This window comes from Chitinophaga sp. GbtcB8 (assembly GCF_019091455.1).
Lineage (GTDB): Bacteria > Bacteroidota > Bacteroidia > Chitinophagales > Chitinophagaceae > Chitinophaga.
In genome coordinates this window covers 130,749-150,265 of the sequence record NZ_JAGXJN010000003.1, presented here as the reverse complement: position 1 = coordinate 150,265, position 19,517 = coordinate 130,749, and the positions used below count along the sequence as shown (strand labels likewise).

The window sequence follows — 19,517 nt, the reverse complement described above, 5'->3', positions numbered from 1 at the left end:
TCCATTATGCAATCCGGCGCCTCCTCACCACAACAAATTGTTGATCATCTTTTCCGGCATGAATCGGGGAAAATGATCGCCGTGTTAACCCGCATTTTCGGGATGCATAACTTATCCCTTGCAGAAGATGTGGTGCAGGAGGCTTTTTTAAAAGCAGTACAAACCTGGACATTTAACCAGGTTCCCGACAATCCTTCCGCCTGGCTGATGACCGTAGCCAGGAACAAAGCACTGGACATCATTCGCCGGCAGCAGCATTTCCAGCACCTTTCCGGAGAGCTGGCTTATCACTTACAGCATGCCGCTGAAGATACTGTGCGCCAATTGTTCCTGGATACGGAAATCACCGACAGCCAGCTACGCATGATCTTTGCATGCTGCCATCCTTCCCTGAAAGAAGAAGACCAGATTGCGCTCACATTAAAAACCGTATCGGGTTTTGGCGCCGCAGAAATTGCAAGGGCGCTGTTAACCAATGAGGCCGTGATCCAGAAACGCCTGTACCGCGCCAGACAATTTATTAGGGATGAAGGCATTCAGCTGGAGATCCCTTTGGGGCCGCAGCTGCCGCCCCGGCTGGAAACCGTGTACACCGTTTTATACCTGTTATTTAATGAAGGTTATAATTCCCTGAAAGCGGATGAGCTGATCCGCGAAGACCTGTGCATGGAAGCCATGCGCCTTTGTTTGTTATTATCAGAACACCAGGTGGGTAAACAGCCGGCTACTTTTGCGCTGCTATCCTTAATGTGTTTTCAGACTTCCCGTTTTGACAGCCGTATTGATGAAAATAATTCCATTGTGCTGTTACAAAACCAGGACCGCAGCACCTGGAACAAAGAGCTGATAGACATGGGATACCATTACCTTCGCCTATCTTCCGCCGGGGAACGGCTCACCGTATACCATGTTGAATCGGCTATTGCAGCGGAACACTGCCTGGCAGCCACTTTTGAACAAACCAACTGGCAGCGCATGCGGCAGCTGTACGACCTGCTGCTGGAACAAAAACCCATGCCGGTAGTGCTGCTGAACCGGGCCATTGTGCAGGCCCAGCTGGGTAAAAAAGCAACTGCCATACAGGAGATCCTGGCTATCCCGGATATTGAAAAACTGCTGTCGTCCCATTATATCTACAGTGCCGTACTGGGTGATCTTTACCTGCAATGCGGCGAGACCCTCTTAGCTCAAAAACATCTTACACAGGCCCGTGGTCTTACTACTTCGCAGGCTGAGCGAAAATTGATACAGGAAAAACTGGGTTTAATTAATAATTAATAATCTTAGTGAAGCAGTGAGCGTATCGGAAATACCTCATTATTAACTGTTTCTTATTAATTATTAATAATGACAGTAAAACAGTGGCATTCCCCGGAGAACACTTCACTATTGACTATTTCTTATTAATTATTAATCATTAATTATTAATTAATTTTAGCTTATAAAATGATCGTGTATGGCTAAAAGATTTTTGGCGTTTGCGGTGGGCAGCTTGCTGGTGATGGGGATATTGGGATATTTTTTTCATTGGGTATGGTGGTTATTACTGCCGGCAGTGCCGCTGATCATTATTGGTATTGTGGATATGCTGCAAACCAAACATGCTATTATGCGCAATTTCCCTGTAGTAGGGCGGGCGCGTTACTGGATGGAAGCCCTGCGGCCCAAGGTGTACCAATACTTTGTAGAGAGTGATACGGGTGGCAGCCCTATTAACCGGGTAGACCGTTCTACCATTTATCAGCGCGCCAAGCGGGAGCTGGATACCCAGCCTTTTGGCACCCAATTCAATGTTTATGCGGAAGGGTATGAATGGATGGCCCACTCTATACAACCCAGGAGCTTTGAGCACATGGATAAAGATCCGCGTGTAACCATTGGCGGTAGTGACTGCACGCAGCCTTATTCAGCCAGCATACTGAATGTGTCTGCCATGAGCTATGGCTCACTGAGCGCCAATGCAGTAGAGGCCTTAAACGGCGGCGCCAAACTGGGTAACTTTGCACATAACACCGGTGAAGGGGGCATTAGCCAGCATCACCTGAACCAGGGCGGAGATATTATCTGGCAAATAGGCACCGGTTATTTTGGCTGCCGGAATGATGAGGGCAATTTTGATGAGCGGTTGTTTGAAGAAAAAACGGCGCTGCCACAAATTAAAATGGTGGAGCTAAAAATATCACAGGGAGCTAAGCCCGGCCATGGCGGCATATTACCTGCTGCCAAGAACACACCGGAAATTGCTGCCATCCGCCATGTAAAACCCTATACTACGGTGTCCTCACCGCCCTATCATACTGCGTTTAATACGCCACGGGAAATGATGCAGTTCATTGCGCACATGCGTACGCTCTGCAAAGGCAAGCCAGTGGGTTTTAAATTATGTATAGGACAACGCCGGGAGTTCTTTGCTATCTGCAAAGCCATGGTGGCTACCAACATCTATCCTGACTTTATTACCATTGATGGCGGGGAAGGCGGTACAGGCGCTGCACCACCGGAATTCTCCAATTCCGTAGGCATGCCTTTAATGGATGCCCTGGCCTTTGTGCATGATACCCTTACGGGTTTTAATATCCGTGGGAAAATGAAGCTGATAGCTTCCGGTAAAATACTTACCGGCTACCATATACTGCGCGCCATGGCCCTGGGTGCGGATGGCTGTAACAGCGCCCGCGCTATGATGATGGCCATTGGCTGTATACAGGCATTGGAATGTAATACCAACCGCTGTCCTACGGGTGTAGCCACGCAGGATAAATGGCTTGCCAAAGGTCTGGTGGTGGAAGATAAAAAACACCGCGTATCCAATTACCACCGCGATACGATTGAAAGTGCCATGGAACTGACTGCTGCTGCAGGTTTAAGCAGCCCGCACGATATTACCCGCAGCCACATTTTCCGCCGTGTGTTTATGAACCAGGTACGCAGTTTTGAAGAAATATACCCCAGCGTAACTGCTGGTGTATTCCAGAACGGGCAGCTGCATGAAGTAATGAGGAATGAGCTGGAGATGGCGCGTGAAGACAGCTGGAACTAAAGAATGTATTCCAAAATAAAAGGTGAAAAGGATAGCAGGATAGTCTGCAGCTCCTTTTCACCTTTTATTTTATTGCTATCCCGTTGTTACAATTGAAAATAAAAATCCTTTGCGTTCTGGTAAAAGATACGCTTTGCCACATCTTCCGGGAAATTGTCTTTCACCAAAGCTACATCTTCATCGCTGAAAGGCTGTGGTGCACGGGTAGATGGCAGATCAGTGCCAAACATCAGCGCGGAACGGTCCACCGCATTGATCTGCTGCATTACTTCCACCACATCAAAATTGCAACGGCTAAAACCGGTGGCTTTTACCCGTACGCCATCTGCCACCAGCTCTAATAAATAAGGCAGCCCTTCTTTTGATAAACCTAAATGATCAATACTTATACGCGGCAACCGTTTTAAAACCGGCAGCAGGTCTTTCAGCTCACGGGAATCAATGTACAGTTCCGTATGCCAGCCGGCCAGGTCGTATACACGGCGGGCCAGCTCCTCCAGGTGATCAACGGTAGCGGAGCCGCCGCGTTGTACATTAAAACGTACCGCCCGTATACCGGATGCATGCAGCTGCCGTATCTCCTTATCCGTTACATATTCCGGGATCTGCGTTACACCCACAAAACCGGCTCCCAGCTGCTGCAGCGCAGCTACCAGGTATTGCTGATCAAACTGCTGAAAAGAGCCTGATACCACAACGCCGCCGGTAACCTGCAAGTGTGCTACCCTGCTCTTATAATCGGATGCTGTAAAGGCAGGCGGCAGGTATCCCTGGTTAGCTACCAAAGGATAACGGGGGTCTATAATGTGAAAATGTGCATCGAAGATCATGCGCCGGTAATTTTAATAACGAATAACTGTGGCGGTACATCGCCGGGGTGCAGGGCCGACAGGTCCAGCACACAATCCTTTCCCTGCTGTTTTACACGGATGTTTGCCTTGCTGCCTAATATACTGGCCTTTGCGCCGGCGGGCAGCGTATAATTGCGCAGCAGCAGCTGCGGATTATAAGAAGGAACAATGCAATACAGGTTATTGTTCTTACGGGTAAAGAACATCTCTATGTGCGCGTGTTCCTTTGAAGGCTGTATCATGCGGGTAATATCATAATCAGCCATGAAAGAGGCCTTCTTTACAGTTGGCTGCTGGCCGGGGCTCCATTGGCGCGTTTGTTTCCAGGATTCTGTTTCGTAGATCGCTTCTCCATTTGTAGCCAGCCAGCTGCCCATATCTACCAGCCGTTGCTGCATGATCACGGGAATACGTCCATCTGCTGTGGGGCCAATATCCAGCAGCAGGTTGCCCCCGCGGGATACAATATCTATTAATGCCAGCAGCAGGTCGTGGCTGCTTTTGTAATCATTTACATTCTCCATACGGTTATACCCGTATGACATGCCAATGCCCCTGCTCTCTTCCCATACTACGCCCGGCTCCATTCCGCTACCGTATTCAGAGGTAAGGTAAGTGCTGGCGCTGTTATGCCCGCGGGTATTGCTTCCCCAGCGGTCGTTCACTACTATATCTTTCTTCACCGGCGACTCATTGTACAACCAGGCCAGCAAAGCGGGCGACTGCCAGGCGGTATCTGAAAGCTCCCATTCTCCATCTGAAAAGATCACGGATGGTTTGTAACGTGTTACCAGGTCTTTGAACTCCGGCTGCATCACTTCTTTGATATATTGCTCTTTGTTGGAGAGCCATAAAGGGTTATACCATTCATACAGGGAGTAGTAATATCCCATACGTAGGCCTGCTTTTCGTACGGCTTCTGTCAGATCGCCCAGCAGATCACGTTTAGGCGTGCCTGTTACTGCATTCCAGGGGCGGCCCCAGGCTTTATCTGCCCAGGGGCTGTTCCATAAACAATAACCTTCATGATGTTTGGAGGTAAGTACTACATATTTAGCGCCGGAGCGGCGGAAGATATCTGCCCACTGCGCCGGATCAAATAATGCAGCGGTGAACTGCGGTTCAAAACTGGCGTATGGAAATCCTTTGCCGAATTGTTTATCGTGAAAAGCCTGTACCTGGGCGTGGGTATCTGAACTCTTATTCATGAGATTGTGCCAGTACCATTCAGAATAACCGCCGGGGCCTACCACAGCAAAGGATGGCACTGCATACACTCCCCAGTGTATAAAGATCCCGAACTTAGACTCATGGAACCATCCGGGGATCTTACGTGTATTCAGCGAGGACCAGTCAGCAGAATAGTTTTGCGCCAGCAATGGCTGCAGCAATAGTAAGATCAGGCTACCGGCGAGGATCATTCTTTTCATAACGGCAAAGTTTAGCAGTGAGTAAAATAATAAATATTTCAGGGAAATGCGTGAGGAGGTTTGTGCGGAGGTTTGTTTTGCGGTTGCTTGCGACTGTTTATTATAGAGGAATATATAGACATTTATTACAAGAGTTTGTTACTCGTGTTTTTTGCAGGCATTTTTTTGCAGGCCCAACGCTGGACTGCACCCGCCTGTTTGAATGACTATGGGACGGGAGATGGTCGTGTTGGGGTTGGGACATGGATGGAGCATTGTCAAGCGGGGCACGCCGGGCAAAGGTCCAGGCGTTTTGGGCCTGCAAAAAAATGGGCATGTACTGCAAGTATGTGTGGGTGTGCAGTATGGATGATAATGGGACCTGGTGTAGTATAGACTGCTGTAAATAATAAAGCGTATGAAGTGGCTTGTTACCTCATACGCTTTATTGTTTATTGATGTTTTATTGATGTTTATTGCTATTGAGAACTCAATCATCCCACCTACTATCCACTATCCTATCTACTATCTTCTACCTCCTATATCCTATCTCCCATCTTCCCTAATTTATTCCAATGCTCCGGCGGCGGCTTCGTCTACGAACCAATGCAGCTCACCGTCCTGGGGGCGGATGAGCTGAGAGGGAAATTGCTCTGCGTTGAAGGTGCCTTCAATTACGTTTTTCAGCGTTACGGCTTTGCCGGCGCCGGTAGCCATAAATATTACGCAGGCGGCTTTGTTCACTACAGGGGCCGTGAGGGTAATACGATACATGTGCTGGGCAGCCAGGAAAAATGCTTTTACCCAATCCTTTTGCTCATTCACTACGGGCATACCGGGAAATAAGGACAGGGTGTGCCCATCATCTCCCATACCCAGCAATACCAGGTCAAAGGTTACATCACTGTCTTTAAAATATTCTTTTAATAGTTTTTCATATTCTTTTGCGGCGGCTTCCGGCATAATATCCGTGCGCATTACATGAATATTTTCTTCCGGGATGCCCATGGGTGTAAGCAGGGTTTCATATGCCATGCGGGCATTGTTGCGCTCATCATCAAAAGGCACTGCGCGCTCATCGCCCCAGAAAAAATGGATCTTTTCCCAGGGGATCATTTGCTGGTAAGGCTCCTTAGCCAGTAAATGATACAGCTGCTTGGGCGTGTTACCACCTGACAATACAAACGAAAATTGTTCCTGGTCCTGCAGTACTTCCTGGATATAATTACTAATCCAGGCGGCCAGGTTCTCACTCAGCTGTTGCGGATCTTTGGCGATGTGCAATTCCATATTTAATGATTTGATATGCGAAAGTAAAAATGTGCAAATGAATGATCACGATCATCATCACTTGCACATTTCCTTTACAATAATTGAACCTTATTTTGATAAGTTTATCCAGCTATGTCCGTCCTGCGCTATCAGGGCATCTGCATCATTCGGTCCCCAGGAATCGGGGGCATAGTTGGGGAAGTTCTGGGGTACACGGTTCTCCCAGGTTTCCAGTATAGGCATGATCAGCTTCCAGGCAGCTTCCACCTGGTCGGCACGCATGAACAGCGTTGCATCCCCTTCCATTACATCCAGCAGCAGTGTTTCGTATGCTTCCGGCGCATGTTCTCCATAAGCCGCATCATAGTTAAACACCATTTCTACCGGGTCCAGGGTCATGGTCTGGCCCGGACGTTTAGCCTGGAAGCGGATACGGATATCCATTTCCGGGTTAATGCTGATGGTAAGGCGGTTGGGCCTCCAGCTTTCAGCAGATTCCGTGGGGAATGCAAAGTGAGGGGCCTGCCGGAACTGTAAGTTGATCTGCGTAGTTTTCTGGTGCATGTACTTGCCAGTACGTACATAAATAGGTACACCCTGCCAGCGCCAGTTATCAATATAAAATTTTACGGCTGCATAAGTATCCGTATTGGAGCCGGGCTGTACGCCTTTTTCCTCACGGTAGCCCGCTACACGCTCTCCTTTCATCCAGCCGCCGGAATACTGTCCGCGTACGGCATATTCATGCACTTTATCCTTGCTGATAGGGCGGATTGCGTTGAGCACATCCACCTTTTTATTACGGATCTCGTTGGCATCAAAAGATACCGGCGCTTCCATAGCCACCATACATAAGATCTGCAGAATGTGGTTCTGCACCATATCACGCAGGGCGCCGGAACGCTCATAGTATCCGCCACGGCCTTCTAGCCCTACGCTTTCTGCCGCGGTGATCTGTATATATTCAATAAAATTGCGGTTCCATACCGGCTCAAACAGCGCATTGGCAAAACGCAGCGCCAATATGTTCTGCACCGTTTCTTTACCTAAGTAGTGGTCTATACGGAAGATCTGCTCTTCGGAGAACATGCTTGTGAGCAAAGCATTCAGCTCATGCGCACTTTGCAGATCGTGGCCAAAGGGCTTTTCTACTACAATACGGGTGTTATGCTTATCGCTGCACAGGTTCAGCTTACCCAGCTTTTTTGCAATGGCGGGCACCAGCTGCGGCGCTACTGCCAGGTAAAAGATCACGTTGGGATGGGTGCCCCATTCCTCTTCTTTTTGCTTTACGATCTCTGACATTGCATCGTAGGATGCTGCATTCTCCGCATCCAGCTGCAAAAAGCTCACGTGTTTGGAAAAATCCGCCCATTCACCATTCTGCTCACCTTTACGGCGGGAGAACTTGCTGATGCCATCCAGCAGATGTTCATTATAGGCTTCGTTGGTATAAGGTGTACGCCCGATGCCGATGATGGCAAATTGCTCCGGCATCCAATCGTCCAGGAAAAGATTATATAAGGCGGGTGATAATTTCCGGTAGTTCAGGTCCCCGCTGCCGCCAAAAATAAAGAGTACGGAGGCAGGCGGGCGCTTATGGTCTTGCATAAAATTATATTTAGCTGTTAGCCGTTAGCTTTTAGCAGTTAGCAAAATAGTACAGGCTAAAGGCTGGCTGCTAAAAGCTTACAGCTTTATTTAATGTTGTTCCCAAACGGTATGGAAAGTACCGGGCATGTCTATACGCTGATAGGTATGTGCCCCGAAATAATCCCGCTGCGCCTGTACCAGGTTAGTAGGCATTCTTTCCGTACGGTATGCATCAAAGTAAGATAATGCGGCCATGATACCGGCTACCGGTACACCTGCCTGCGCAGCCTGTGCAATGGCGGTGCGGGTATTGGTTTCAATGGGCTGCACCATTGCCGCCACTTCCTTATTCAGCAGGATGTTGGGCAGGTCCGGCGACTGTACGTACGCATTGGCAAATGTTTCCAGCAGCACAGAACGGATGATACAACCACCCCGCCATACTTTAACTACCTGCGGTAATGGTATTTCCATTTTCAGCTCATCAGATGCTTTACGCAGCATGGCCAGGCCCTGTGCATAGCTCATGATGGTACCAAAGTACAAGGCATCATGCACCTGCTGGATCCAGGTATCGGCCGGTGTATTGATACGTGCAGCCGGCGCTTCGTATAACGCTGCCGCCTGTACGCGTTCCTCTTTATAACCGCTCAACGTACGTAGTGCTACGGCCGTATCAATTACCGGTATAGCTACCGGCAGGTCCATCGCATCCTGAGAAGTCCACTTACCGGTACCTTTGGAGCCGGCTTTGTCGGAGATCACGTCTACCAGGCGTTTATCGGTTTTATCGTCTTTCTGTAAAAAGATGTCGGCTGTGATCTCTACCAGGAAAGATTGCAGCGGGCCTTTGTTCCAGGAATCAAATATTTTATGCAGCTGGTCGTTATCCAGGCCGGCCTGTTGCAGTAAAGCATAGGCTTCGCTGATCAGCTGCATAATACCATATTCAATACCGTTATGCACCATCTTTACGTAATGGCCGGCGCCTTCTTTACCTAAGTAGGCCACGCAAGGCTCCCCTTTAACTTTGGCCGCAACGGCTTCCAGCATGGGGCGTACCTTTTCATAGGCTTCCTGGTCGCCGCCGGGCATAATGGCCGGCCCTGTACGGGCGCCCATTTCACCACCGGAAACGCCAATGCCCATAAAGTGGAGCTGCTTTTCCCTTAAATATTTTACACGTCTCAGGGTATCTGTATAGTGCGAGTTGCCCCCGTCAATAATCACATCGCCCGGCTCCAATAAAGGCAGCAGGGAAGCAATGACATCATCCACCGGCTGACCGGCAGGCACCAGCATCATTACCCGGCGCGGGCGCTGCAACAATTGGATCATGGTGGCCAGCTCGGCTACGCCTTTTACCGTAGTACCTGCTGTGGCAGCGGATTCCAGCGCAGCGTTCTTGGTAGCATCCTTATCAAATCCGATAACGGAAAATCCATGATCGGCCATATTCAGTAACAGGTTCCTGCCCATTACCCCCAGGCCAATCATTCCAAAATCATATAAGCTGTTTGACATAAGATAAAGTAAAAGTGAAAGAGTTGTAAAATTAGGACAAATACATCAAATTTTTGCAGAAAGCATAAAGCGCAAAGCATAAAGCCGCCTGCCTTTTGCTATTGATGTTATGGTTTAGTTATATTTTGAATGTTGCGCATTCAGCTTTGTGCTTTATGCTTTGCGCTTTCGGCTCTTAAGCTGAATTGCGGCCGGCATTGATAATACCGAAAGAACAACGTACTACCAGCCTTTCAAATACTTCCTTATGCCCGTTACCTTTATCCTCCTGCTGTTCCAGCTCACGGATACGGCCCAGGGCATATTGCTGGATCGTCACTAACGGCAGCACTATACGCTCCCGCATTTGTATGGACAGCTGCTCTACCGGGCTATTCCCCATCAGGGTGGATGCGCCGGAAAGCTTGAGCAGATATTTTTTCGTCAGATCAAATTCATCACAGATCATTTGCCATATAGGACCATATACCGGGTGATTGGCAAGATGCGCGGTTAACGGCATATAGCTTTTTATCATAGCCATTTCACAGTTATCCAGCAAGGTTTTAAAGAACAGGGAATGCTGGTACAGGCGTTCCAGCTCAGTCCACCTGCCCTCTTTTTCCAGCTGCTGCAAGGCGGTGCCTACACCATAAAAGGCAGGCACATTCTGCTTTAGCTGGCTCCAGGCGCCTACATAAGGTACAGCCCTGAGATCGTTCAGGTTAAGCCTGGCTGCGGCATTACGCTTGGAAGGGCGGCTGCCTATGTTAGCCTCTGCATAATAACGTAAGGGGCTGGTATGCTCCAGGTAATCCATAAAGCTGGGATGGTGCTTCAGCTGATTAAACGACTGATAGCCTGCATCTGCCAGGGATTGCAGCAGGTCTGCTTCCGAATCGCTGAGCGTTACCTCGCGGGAGGAGAACAGCTCATTGGAGATACCTGCATGCACCAGCTGCTCCAGGTTAAACTGCGCGGAATCCACCGTGCCAAAATTGGAGCTAACAGTTTGTCCCTGTATAGTGAGCTGAATTTCTTTATTGGCAATATTGCGGCCCATGGAAGCATAGAACTGGTGCGTTTTTCCGCCACCACGGCCCGGAGGGCCACCACGGCCGTCAAAGAACACCACGTCAATACCGGCTTCCCGGGAAAGTTTTGTGAGCTCTTCCTTGGCTTTATAAATGCTCCAGTTGGCCATGAGGTACCCCCCGTCTTTGGTGCCGTCTGAAAAGCCCAGCATAATGGTTTGTTTGTTACCGCGCCGGTGCAGATGCTGCCGGTATGCTTCGTTCTCATACAGGGAGCGCATTACGTTGCCGGCTGCCCGCAGATCGTCGATGGTTTCAAACAGTGGTACAATATCAATGGTAAGATGCTCTTTTTTCCACCCGCCCAGCAGCAACAGGCCGTATACTTCTATTACATTCAGCGCGCTGGTGCTGTGGCTGATGATGTAGCGGTTACAGCCTTCTTCCCCATTGGCCTGCTGGATGGTTTGCACGGTTTTGATGGTTTCCAGCGTATCCTTATGCAGGTCTTCTTTTAAAAGGCTGCTGTTCACCGGTTGGGTAACCGCCAGCAGCGCTTTTATTTTACCGGCATCCGGTAAGGATGTATAGTTCTTTGGCAAAGCATCACTCACTTCCGCAATGACCTCCAGCAGCTTGCTGTGTACAGAGCTATCCTGTCTTATATCCAGCGAAGCAAAGAATAACCCGAACAGCTCTACGCGGCTGATGAGCGTTTCCACCAGGTGTACAAACAGCCCGTTGTGCTGTTGCACTATGGTATCGCGAATGCGCAGCAGGGTATCCAGTATTTCGCTCTGGCAAAGATCTGTGCGCTGGCCGGGTATGAACAGGTTGCTGTACAGCTTCTGTTCCAGGGTGGTCAGCTCATTTTCCACGCCTTTGAATGTAAGGCGGCGTTTGAGCTTGCGCACATCTAAATAATAACATTTTATAATAGCACCCCTCAGGGCGTCTGCTACCTGTAAAGTAATAGGTGCATTTACAAAAGGATTCCCGTCACGGTCGCCACCGGGCCAGAAGCCCATGCGGATCAGCTGGTTGCTTTCGCTAACGGCCTGGGGGAAATGTGATTTCAGGTAAGATACCGTACGCCCGGCAGCCTGGTAAAATACATTTTCCAGGAACCAGATGAGGCTAATAGCTTCATCGTAGGGGGTAGGCTTTTCTTTTTTAAAGAAAGGCGTTTTACCCAGCTGCTGCAGGTACATATTTACCTGGGCGGTATTATCATTTATAAGGGCGTTGGAAAGGTCGTTGATGATGCCCAGCACTTCGCCGGGGTAGAACTGCGTGGGGTGGGCTGTGAGCACCAGCCGTACGGAAAAGTCCTCCAGCTTTTTGGCGAGGGCCTCTTCCGCCTGCCCCTGCATTACCTGCGATTGCAGCTGCCGGAGCGAGCCGGCGCCCTGTGTATCGCGGATATCGCGGAAGGCCGCATCTTCCAGGGCATCAAATAATACCACCTGCCGTTCGGCATACTGTACAAAGCGGAACAGCAGGTCCGTTTGCTGCTGCTCATCACGATAAGTGGTATATTGTTCAAAAAAAGAGCTCAGGATCTCTTCCGGGCTATGTTTCCTGGCAAATCCCTCCTCACAATGGAGCAGGAACAGAGAAAGGAAAATACCCGTTTTTTCAACGCGGTGAAAAGGTAATGAAGTAAAAAGACTGTTATAGAGCTGAAACTTAGTTCCTACCAGGTTCCTGAACAACTGTAATGCATTATTAACCGGAGCTTCCATGCTAACTGATTTGCTGATTCCCGCTCGAAAAGTACGAATAAATGCAGAAAGGTAAAAGCAAAAAGCTGCTGGCAGGCTAAAAGATGGCAGCGGCCATAAAAAGCCTGTTCCCAGGGATGGGCGCCAGGTGCTTCTTATGGCCGTCTGCCGGATCTATATGTCCCCCGTTAATTTTCTAAGTGGAAATTCACTGGTATATTATAAAGTACGGATACGGCCCGGCCGTTCTGTTTGCCGGGTCTCCATTTAGGCATAGCTTTGATCACACGGGTAGCTTCTTCTTCCAGCCCAGCGCCTTTACGGGCGCCTACCGGTTTTACATCTTTTACATTGCCTTCATAGTCTACCACAAACTGTACGAATACAGTGCCTGAAACGCCCGTTTCTGAAGCCAGCTGCGGATAGCGGAGGTGGTTGCCTAAATAACGTGCCAGCGCTTCCTCACCACCGGGGAAAGAAGGAGGGATTTCCACAAATCTGAAAATTTCATCATGATCGTCCCGCACAGCTGCAACGGGTGCTTCTACCACACCTGTACCTACTGATGGCACTAATCCGGGATCAATACCATCATCAGGACCGTCACTGGTTCTTAAGCCTACAGCTTTATGTTCCAGTTCAGTAATGGGTGGCACTTCATCTTCCTCCGGCACATCGTCCCTGGTAATGTTGGGAGGCGATGTAAATGTAACACTGGCCATTACAGGGGGTGGAGTGCTTGCTGTAGCTGGTGGCGGTGGAGGAGTAACCACTTTTTCAGGAGGTAATATTGGCTCAATTGGAGTAATGGGTACAACAGGAGGCATCGTTATTCGTGTATGCGTTACCGATGCCATCAGCGTGTTATTCAATGCATAACCGCCTATAACCACCAGCGCAATGGAAGCCGTACCCAGTATGGCATTCCGTACCCGCTGATCATACTTTCGGCGCAATGCATAAGCACCATATTCCTTGTTCCTTCCGTTAAACAGGATGTCGAGAAAATCATTTCCGGGGAGTGTAGTTGAGGTCATCATGGTATAAGTTTTCTATAAGATGCGGGATGGAATAATTTTCCATATGCAGGAATAAAAAAAGCTGTAAAGCAGCTCCGTTAAACGGATCGCTTTACAGCAGGTTCCAGAGCTGAAGCTACGGAAGGGGTATAAAGACTGGTTTCTGATCTAACGAAACGGAAAGACTATATGAAAATGAGTTACAGCATATAATTATACCAGCCCAGATTGACATCCGGATCGGGATCACCTATCTTGCTAAAGGAAGTATTGTATCTTATATGCATCTCAATATTATGAATGATGCTGCTAAGAGAATGCCACGGGGCGCGGGAGGCACATTACACAAAATTTACCACCAATAAATTTGCAACATGCCGATCCCGCAAACCATCCGGAGCATTTATTTACAGCAAACAACGCTTTTATTAACAACAACCATAGCCACTGCAGGCCAGGGTCCGGGCAGAACCGCCCTTTACCATCACACCCATCCTGTAAGCACAGACAGCTATACGAATATACCGTTGCATAACAGCCATTTTTATGATTTAAAATGGACCGGCGGGCAGTGTTAAGCTGGTGGGACAACAGCTGCCGGAGTACTAAGCCGCGTACTCCCGGGTGGTGGTATTTTTATTTCTATATTTCCTATAGAATTGGTAGACAAATATACATCCGTAATTCATAATTCCAAACAGAACGCATAGATTTTTTTTGTGCAGATCGTTTTTTTTCCGGAAAGCTGCGTTCCTTCTACGTATGTGATAATTGCAACTGTATATAATACCCAATCATTTTTTGAATGAAGCAGATCGTTTTTTCCGGAAAGCTGCGCTCTCTCTACGTATGTGATAATTGCAGCTGTATATAATACCCAATCATTTTTTGAATGAAGCGGATCGTTTTCTCCGGAAAGCTGCGCTCCTTCTACGTATGTGATGGCAGAATAATTGCAACTGTATATAATACCCGATCATCTTTTGAATGAAGCAGATCCTTTTTTTCCGGAAAGCTGCGCTCCTTCTACGTATGTAATGGCAGAATAATTGTGGACGCTTATAATACCCAATCATTTTTGAATGAAACCGCTGTGATGCTGTTTGCCGCAGGTTTGTTGCTTGCCGGTACCACCCCGGCGGTAATATCATCACTGTGCCCGCGGCCAACGCAGCAGATCTGCAACCTGCCCTCACCTTAGCTACAACAACAATACACAGGGCTGTAAGAAAAGGCAAACCACCCGCCAGGTGGAAATTCCTGGCCGTTTTATCACTAATACAGCCGAAATAAGGCCGGTGAGCGGGTAGAAAATGAAAAAGCAGTTATGGCAAGTACTGGCATAATTATGGCCCAAATGGTGCTTTGCTGGTACCCGATGATGCCGCCACTATTTGGCGGGTAAGCAGAAAGTAACCTGAGAGCTGAAGAATATTTTCTACATTAGTTTCTGCTATGAAACAACTTTTACTTTTCCTGGTTGCCGGCTTGCCCTTAACCCGGCTGGCAGCGCAGGATACGGATACCACGCGTCAGCTTCACGAGATTGTAGTGGAGGCTTATTTACGTAAACAAACACTTTTACAGGTACCTACTTCCACCAGCGTTATTACCAGCAAACAATTTCAGCTGCAACCCGGCGCTACACTTCTACCGGCCATGAATACGGTTCCGGGTGTACGCATGGAAGAACGTTCGCCCGGCAGCTACCGTCTTTCTGTAAGAGGCAGCCTGCTGCGTTCTCCGTTTGGCATCCGCAACGTGAAAATATATATGGATGAAATGCCGCTTACCGATGCCGGCGGCAACACTTACCTGAACCTGGCAGACCCGGGCAGCATTCAAAGCGCAGAGATCTTGAAAGGACCGGATGGCAGCCTGTTTGGCGCCAACTCCGGCGGAGTGATATTACTGCACCCCATGGGTTTGGGTGCAGACAGTATGCATTTACGGGCAGCCGTGCAGGGCGGCGCCTATGGCCTATTCCACGAAAAAGCAGGGTGGCAGCAAAAGTTTGGCAACTACCAGCTAAGCCTGTACCAGGGCTACCAGCGCGCGGATGGTTACCGCAGCAACAGCGCCTCTAAAAGATATTACCTGCAAACTGCCCAGCAATGGCAGTATAATGAAAAAAATAAATTAAAGCTGCTGGCTTTTTACAGTGATCTCTCTTATCGTACACCCGGCGGGCTTACAGAAGCGCAGGCATTAAACAATCCACGCGCAGCACGGCCAGCCACCCTCACCCTGCCAGGCGCCGTAGATCAAAAAGCGGCCATATACAACCGTACCTTACAGGGCGGGCTGGTGCATGAAGCAAATCTCAGCAACAGCTGGCAGCATGTGATCACTGTTTTTGGCGCCAACACACATTTTGAAAATCCTTTCATTACCAATTATGAAGCGCGGGATGAAAATACAGCCGGCGCACGCACCTACATTTCCCTGCACGATAAACGCATAACAGGGACGGATCTGCTGGTAAACTGGAATACCGGCCTGGAATGGCAGGTTACCAGCTCTGATATTGTGAACTACGGCAACCGCGGCGGTAAACGGGATACGGTGCAGGCAGCAGACAAGCTCAGGGCGCAGCAGCACTTTTATTTCACCAGCCTCAGTGTGCGCCTGCACGAAAAATGGATCTGGGAGGCGGCCGTAAGCCTGAACTATTTCCATTATAATTTTAGTGAAGGCGCTAAAGGTGACAGCACCCGTAAATTCAATGCACAGTGGATGCCGCGTTTTTCCCTTTCTTACCTGATCACGCCGGCACTGGCGGCCCGTGTTACGGTTAGCCGCGGCTACTCTACCCCTGCTATTGCAGAAGTACGCGCCTCCGACAATATTATCAACACTGCACTTCAGGCAGAAAACGGCTGGAACCATGAAGCAGGCCTGCGCATGAGCGGCAACCGTAACCGCTTTTGGATAGATGCCTCTGTATATTACTACCGCCTACAAAATGCCATTGTGCGCAACCTTCATGATGATGGTACAGAGTTTTTTACCAATGCAGGCGGCACCCATCAAACGGGAGTAGAAGCGCAGGGCATGTTATGGATCCTGGCCCCGCGGTTGCAGGGAGTGTTAAGAGGTTTACAATGGCAAAGCAGCTATACGTATAGCCATTTCCGTTTTAGTGATTACAAAAGCGCCGGACAGGATTTTTCCGGTAACCAGCTGACAGGCGTACCCAGACAAGTAGCGGTTAACAGCCTGCTGGTGCAGCTACCGGCCGGGATCTATGTTTTTGGCCAGCATAATTTCACAGACCGCTTACCGCTGGATGATGCCAATACTGCTTTTGCCCGCTCCTATAACCTGGTGCAGTGCAAAGCGGGCTGGCAAATACCACATGCCGGTAAATGCCGTATATCCGTATACGTGGGAGCGGATAATTTGCTGAATCAGTCTTACAGCCTGGGGAATGATCTGAATGCTGTAGGCAAGCGTTATTATAACCCCGCGCCGGGCAGGAACTACTTTGGCGGCGCGGAGCTGATGTTCTGAAATAAATGTGGCACACCGTACTGGTGTGCCACTCCTTGTAAATTTGCATTTTATAGCTGAGTATCAATGCCGGTAATTATGCCATCACCCGGCAACCATCTTCAATACTGGTTACGTAGGCTTTTAACGGGATGTTGAACTGCTGCTGGTATCCCTGACCTGCTTTTGCAATAAAATCTTCCACCGCATCGGTTTGTACTATGTTAATAGTGCAACCGCCGAAACCACCGCCCATCATACGTGCGCCCAGCACGCCGGATTCCCCGGATGCCATCTCCGCCAGCCAGTTCAGCTCTGCACAGCTAACATCATATAATTTATCCAGCCCTTCGTGCGTAGCAAACATGCGCTGTCCAAAAGCTGAGAGGTCATCTTTGATCAGGTCTGCGCAGGCATCCTGCAAACGCTGTATTTCTTCCACTACATACCGGCAACGGTTATACGTAACCGTGTTAAATGGTTTTACATATGCATCCAGCATATCCATGCTTACCTGCCGCAGGCTGCTTACTTCCGGGTGGTGACGGCTTACCAGCTTTACGCCCTGCTCACATTCTGCCCGGCGGGTATTGTATTCAGATGATGCCAGGGAATGTTTTACCTGGGTATCCAGCAGCACCAGCTTCACATCATCAAAACGGAAAGGAATATATTCATGCTCCAGCGAGCCACAGTCCAGCTTTATAAGGTGCTGGCGCTTACCAAAAATACTTGCAAACTGATCCATGATGCCGCAGCGCACTCCTACAAAATTATTTTCTGCAGCTTGTGCTAAACGGGCCATATCCATTTTAGAGATATTCAGCTCAAACAGCTGGTTCAGGGCAAACAGCACAGCGCATTCCAGCGCAGCGGATGATGAAAGGCCAGCCCCCTGTGGAATATTGCCGCCAAAGGCACACTCAAATCCCTGTATGGGATAACCTTTTTGCTGCAGCTGCTGCACTACACCCAGTAAATAATCAGGCCAGTGTTTGGAGGAAGGCTGCAGGTTGTCCAGGCTGCCGGTGTAATGATCGTCCAGGTCCAGTGCGTGGAACCGCAGCTGCTGATCGTTCCGTTTAATAATGCCCAGGTAAATGGCTTTATCAATGGCGGCCGGCAGCACAAAGCCGTTATTATAGTCCGTATGCTCGCCAATAAGATTAATACGGCCGGCGGCACGTATCACCAGGGGTGCTGCATTGAAATTTGCATCACAAAACGTTTGCAGGGCTGCTGCCGGACTGGCTGATCTTTCAATGATCGGTTGAATTTCTTGCACGGACATGTGGAATTATTTATGGTCAGTTTTTGATTTTTACGTAATCGATTACGCTATGCCAGTTAAGGATTACGTAAACTGATTAGGAAAATAAAAGTAATCGATTACGTTGAATTGGCAAAATGAAATTTTGATTTTTTTTTTAGGATGTGGGCAATTAATAAAGGAATAAGGACGAGGTTGAGAGTAGGAAGATAGAAAGCATTCCGTAATTCACTTCCGCTGGCTGGATTGCCTGAACACCGGTACCGGCTCCAGTATGATCCTGGATTTGGTATTATGCTTCACCGGCTCCCCTCCTTCTTCTATCAGCTCTAACAACAGTTTAAAAGCTTCCTTGCCCATTTGCACGGTTTGCTGGTCTATGCTGCTTAAGCTGGGGGTGATATGCTCTCCAAAGGCTTCATTGGCAAAACCCACCACACCAAAATCTTCCGGGATGGAGATCTGCCGGTCCTTCAGCTCTTTAATGGCGCCCAGGGCGGAGAAATCTTCCACCGCAAAAACAGCATCAGGCGGTATGGCCTGTGTTAAGAAATGACTGATGGCCTGGCGGCCGGCCTCTATGGATACGTTACCGTTAAAGATCAGGGAATCGTCTACCGGCAGGCTGTTGGCAGTAAGCGCTGCCTTGTAACCTTCCAGCCGGTCGCGGAATATTTTTAAGTGCTGCTGCCCGGCAATATGCGCAATGCGGCGGTAGCCCTGGTGTACCAGGTGTTCTGTGGCATAGTAAGCGCCCTTGAAATCATCCACCACTACAGATGGAATGTTCAGGGTATCATTGGCCCGGTCAAAGAATACCAGGGGCAGCCCTCTTTCCTTTATTTCCAGGTAGTGTTTGAAATTGGTAGTTTCCTTGGCAATGGAAGCCAGGATCCCATCCACCCGTGTACCCAGGAAGGTGGCAATACCTTTTTGCTCAAACTCCGGCTGCTCATTGGATTGGTAGATGAGCACATTGTAGCCATGTTTGTTGGCCATGTTCTCAATACCATGTATCACGGAGCCAAAAAAGTTGATCTCTGCACTGGGAATGATCACCCCGATAATATTGGTCCGGCCGGCCCGCAGGGAATAAGCAATACGGTCGCGATGGTAGTTCATGCGCGCTGCTGCTGCCTGTACCAGCTTGCGGGTATCCTCACTGGTGCCTTTACGGTTGTTCAGCGCCCGCGATACCGTGGCGCCGGTAAGATTAAGCTCCCGGGCTATATCTGCGATGGTAACTTTCTGGTTGACTGGTTTGGCCATTTGCCACAATGTAGGAAAAACAGGGTTTTTTACGTATTATT

Annotated in this window: 13 protein-coding genes; 4 read left to right on the top strand and 9 right to left on the bottom strand. The window is 49.0% G+C overall.

Features of this window, described 5'->3' with window-relative positions; genetic code table 11:
- The first annotated feature begins 6 nt into the window (after nucleotides 1-6).
- Together KVT36_RS06000 and KVT36_RS05995 are read left to right on the top strand one after the other, a co-directional pair.
- Entirely contained in the window at nucleotides 7-1,278 is a 1,272-nt protein-coding gene (locus KVT36_RS06000) for an RNA polymerase sigma factor (RefSeq protein ID WP_217602594.1), read from the top strand.
- Nucleotides 1,279-1,456: 178 nt separating this feature from the next.
- Nucleotides 1,457-3,040, top strand: coding sequence for an FMN-binding glutamate synthase family protein (locus tag KVT36_RS05995; RefSeq protein WP_217602593.1), 1,584 nt, complete (start codon nucleotides 1,457-1,459; stop codon nucleotides 3,038-3,040).
- A gap of 86 nt (nucleotides 3,041-3,126) precedes the next feature.
- On the opposite strand, the gene KVT36_RS05990 is transcribed toward KVT36_RS05995, so the two are convergent.
- The 7 genes from KVT36_RS05990 to KVT36_RS05960 form a co-directional block, all read right to left on the bottom strand.
- A complete protein-coding gene (locus KVT36_RS05990; RefSeq protein ID WP_217602592.1) occupies nucleotides 3,127-3,870 on the bottom strand; it encodes an amidohydrolase family protein in 744 nt (247 codons plus the stop codon).
- Nucleotides 3,867-5,321, bottom strand: coding sequence for an alpha-L-fucosidase (locus tag KVT36_RS05985; RefSeq protein WP_217602591.1), 1,455 nt, complete (start codon nucleotides 5,319-5,321; stop codon nucleotides 3,867-3,869). Before KVT36_RS05985 ends, KVT36_RS05990 begins: the two co-directional genes overlap by 4 nt.
- A 546-nt stretch (nucleotides 5,322-5,867) precedes the next feature.
- Nucleotides 5,868-6,590 (bottom strand): 6-phosphogluconolactonase, encoded by a 723-nt coding sequence (gene pgl, locus KVT36_RS05980; RefSeq protein WP_217602590.1) that lies wholly within the window; start codon nucleotides 6,588-6,590, stop codon nucleotides 5,868-5,870.
- Nucleotides 6,591-6,680: 90 nt separating this feature from the next.
- Nucleotides 6,681-8,183, bottom strand: a complete 1,503-nt coding sequence (gene zwf / locus KVT36_RS05975) for a glucose-6-phosphate dehydrogenase (protein WP_217602589.1) — start codon at nucleotides 8,181-8,183, stop codon at nucleotides 6,681-6,683.
- Between the two features lie 90 nt (nucleotides 8,184-8,273).
- A complete protein-coding gene (gene gndA, locus KVT36_RS05970; RefSeq protein ID WP_217602588.1) occupies nucleotides 8,274-9,689 on the bottom strand; it encodes an NADP-dependent phosphogluconate dehydrogenase in 1,416 nt (471 codons plus the stop codon).
- Between the two features lie 175 nt (nucleotides 9,690-9,864).
- Nucleotides 9,865-12,447, bottom strand: coding sequence for a phosphoenolpyruvate carboxylase (locus tag KVT36_RS05965; protein WP_217602587.1), 2,583 nt, complete (start codon nucleotides 12,445-12,447; stop codon nucleotides 9,865-9,867).
- Nucleotides 12,448-12,614: 167 nt separating this feature from the next.
- Nucleotides 12,615-13,466 carry an energy transducer TonB gene (locus tag KVT36_RS05960; RefSeq protein WP_217602586.1) on the bottom strand — a complete coding sequence of 284 codons (852 nt, stop codon included), beginning with the start codon at nucleotides 13,464-13,466 and terminating at the stop codon, nucleotides 12,615-12,617.
- Between the two features lie 353 nt (nucleotides 13,467-13,819).
- Here KVT36_RS05960 and KVT36_RS05955 point away from each other — a divergent pair, with 353 nt between their 5' ends.
- Together KVT36_RS05955 and KVT36_RS05950 are read left to right on the top strand one after the other, a co-directional pair.
- A complete protein-coding gene (locus KVT36_RS05955; RefSeq protein ID WP_217602585.1) occupies nucleotides 13,820-14,023 on the top strand; it encodes a hypothetical protein in 204 nt (67 codons plus the stop codon).
- Between the two features lie 877 nt (nucleotides 14,024-14,900).
- Nucleotides 14,901-16,958, top strand: a complete 2,058-nt coding sequence (locus KVT36_RS05950; protein WP_217602584.1) for a TonB-dependent receptor — start codon at nucleotides 14,901-14,903, stop codon at nucleotides 16,956-16,958.
- Nucleotides 16,959-17,034: 76 nt separating this feature from the next.
- On the opposite strand, the gene galK is transcribed toward KVT36_RS05950, so the two are convergent.
- On the bottom strand, nucleotides 17,035-18,228 hold the full coding sequence (gene galK / locus KVT36_RS05945; protein ID WP_217602583.1) for a galactokinase: 1,194 nt from the start codon (nucleotides 18,226-18,228) through the stop codon (nucleotides 17,035-17,037).
- A 207-nt stretch (nucleotides 18,229-18,435) separates the two neighbouring features.
- Nucleotides 18,436-19,476 (bottom strand): LacI family DNA-binding transcriptional regulator, encoded by a 1,041-nt coding sequence (locus tag KVT36_RS05940; RefSeq protein ID WP_217602582.1) that lies wholly within the window; start codon nucleotides 19,474-19,476, stop codon nucleotides 18,436-18,438.
- Between the last annotated feature and the right edge of the window lie 41 nt (nucleotides 19,477-19,517).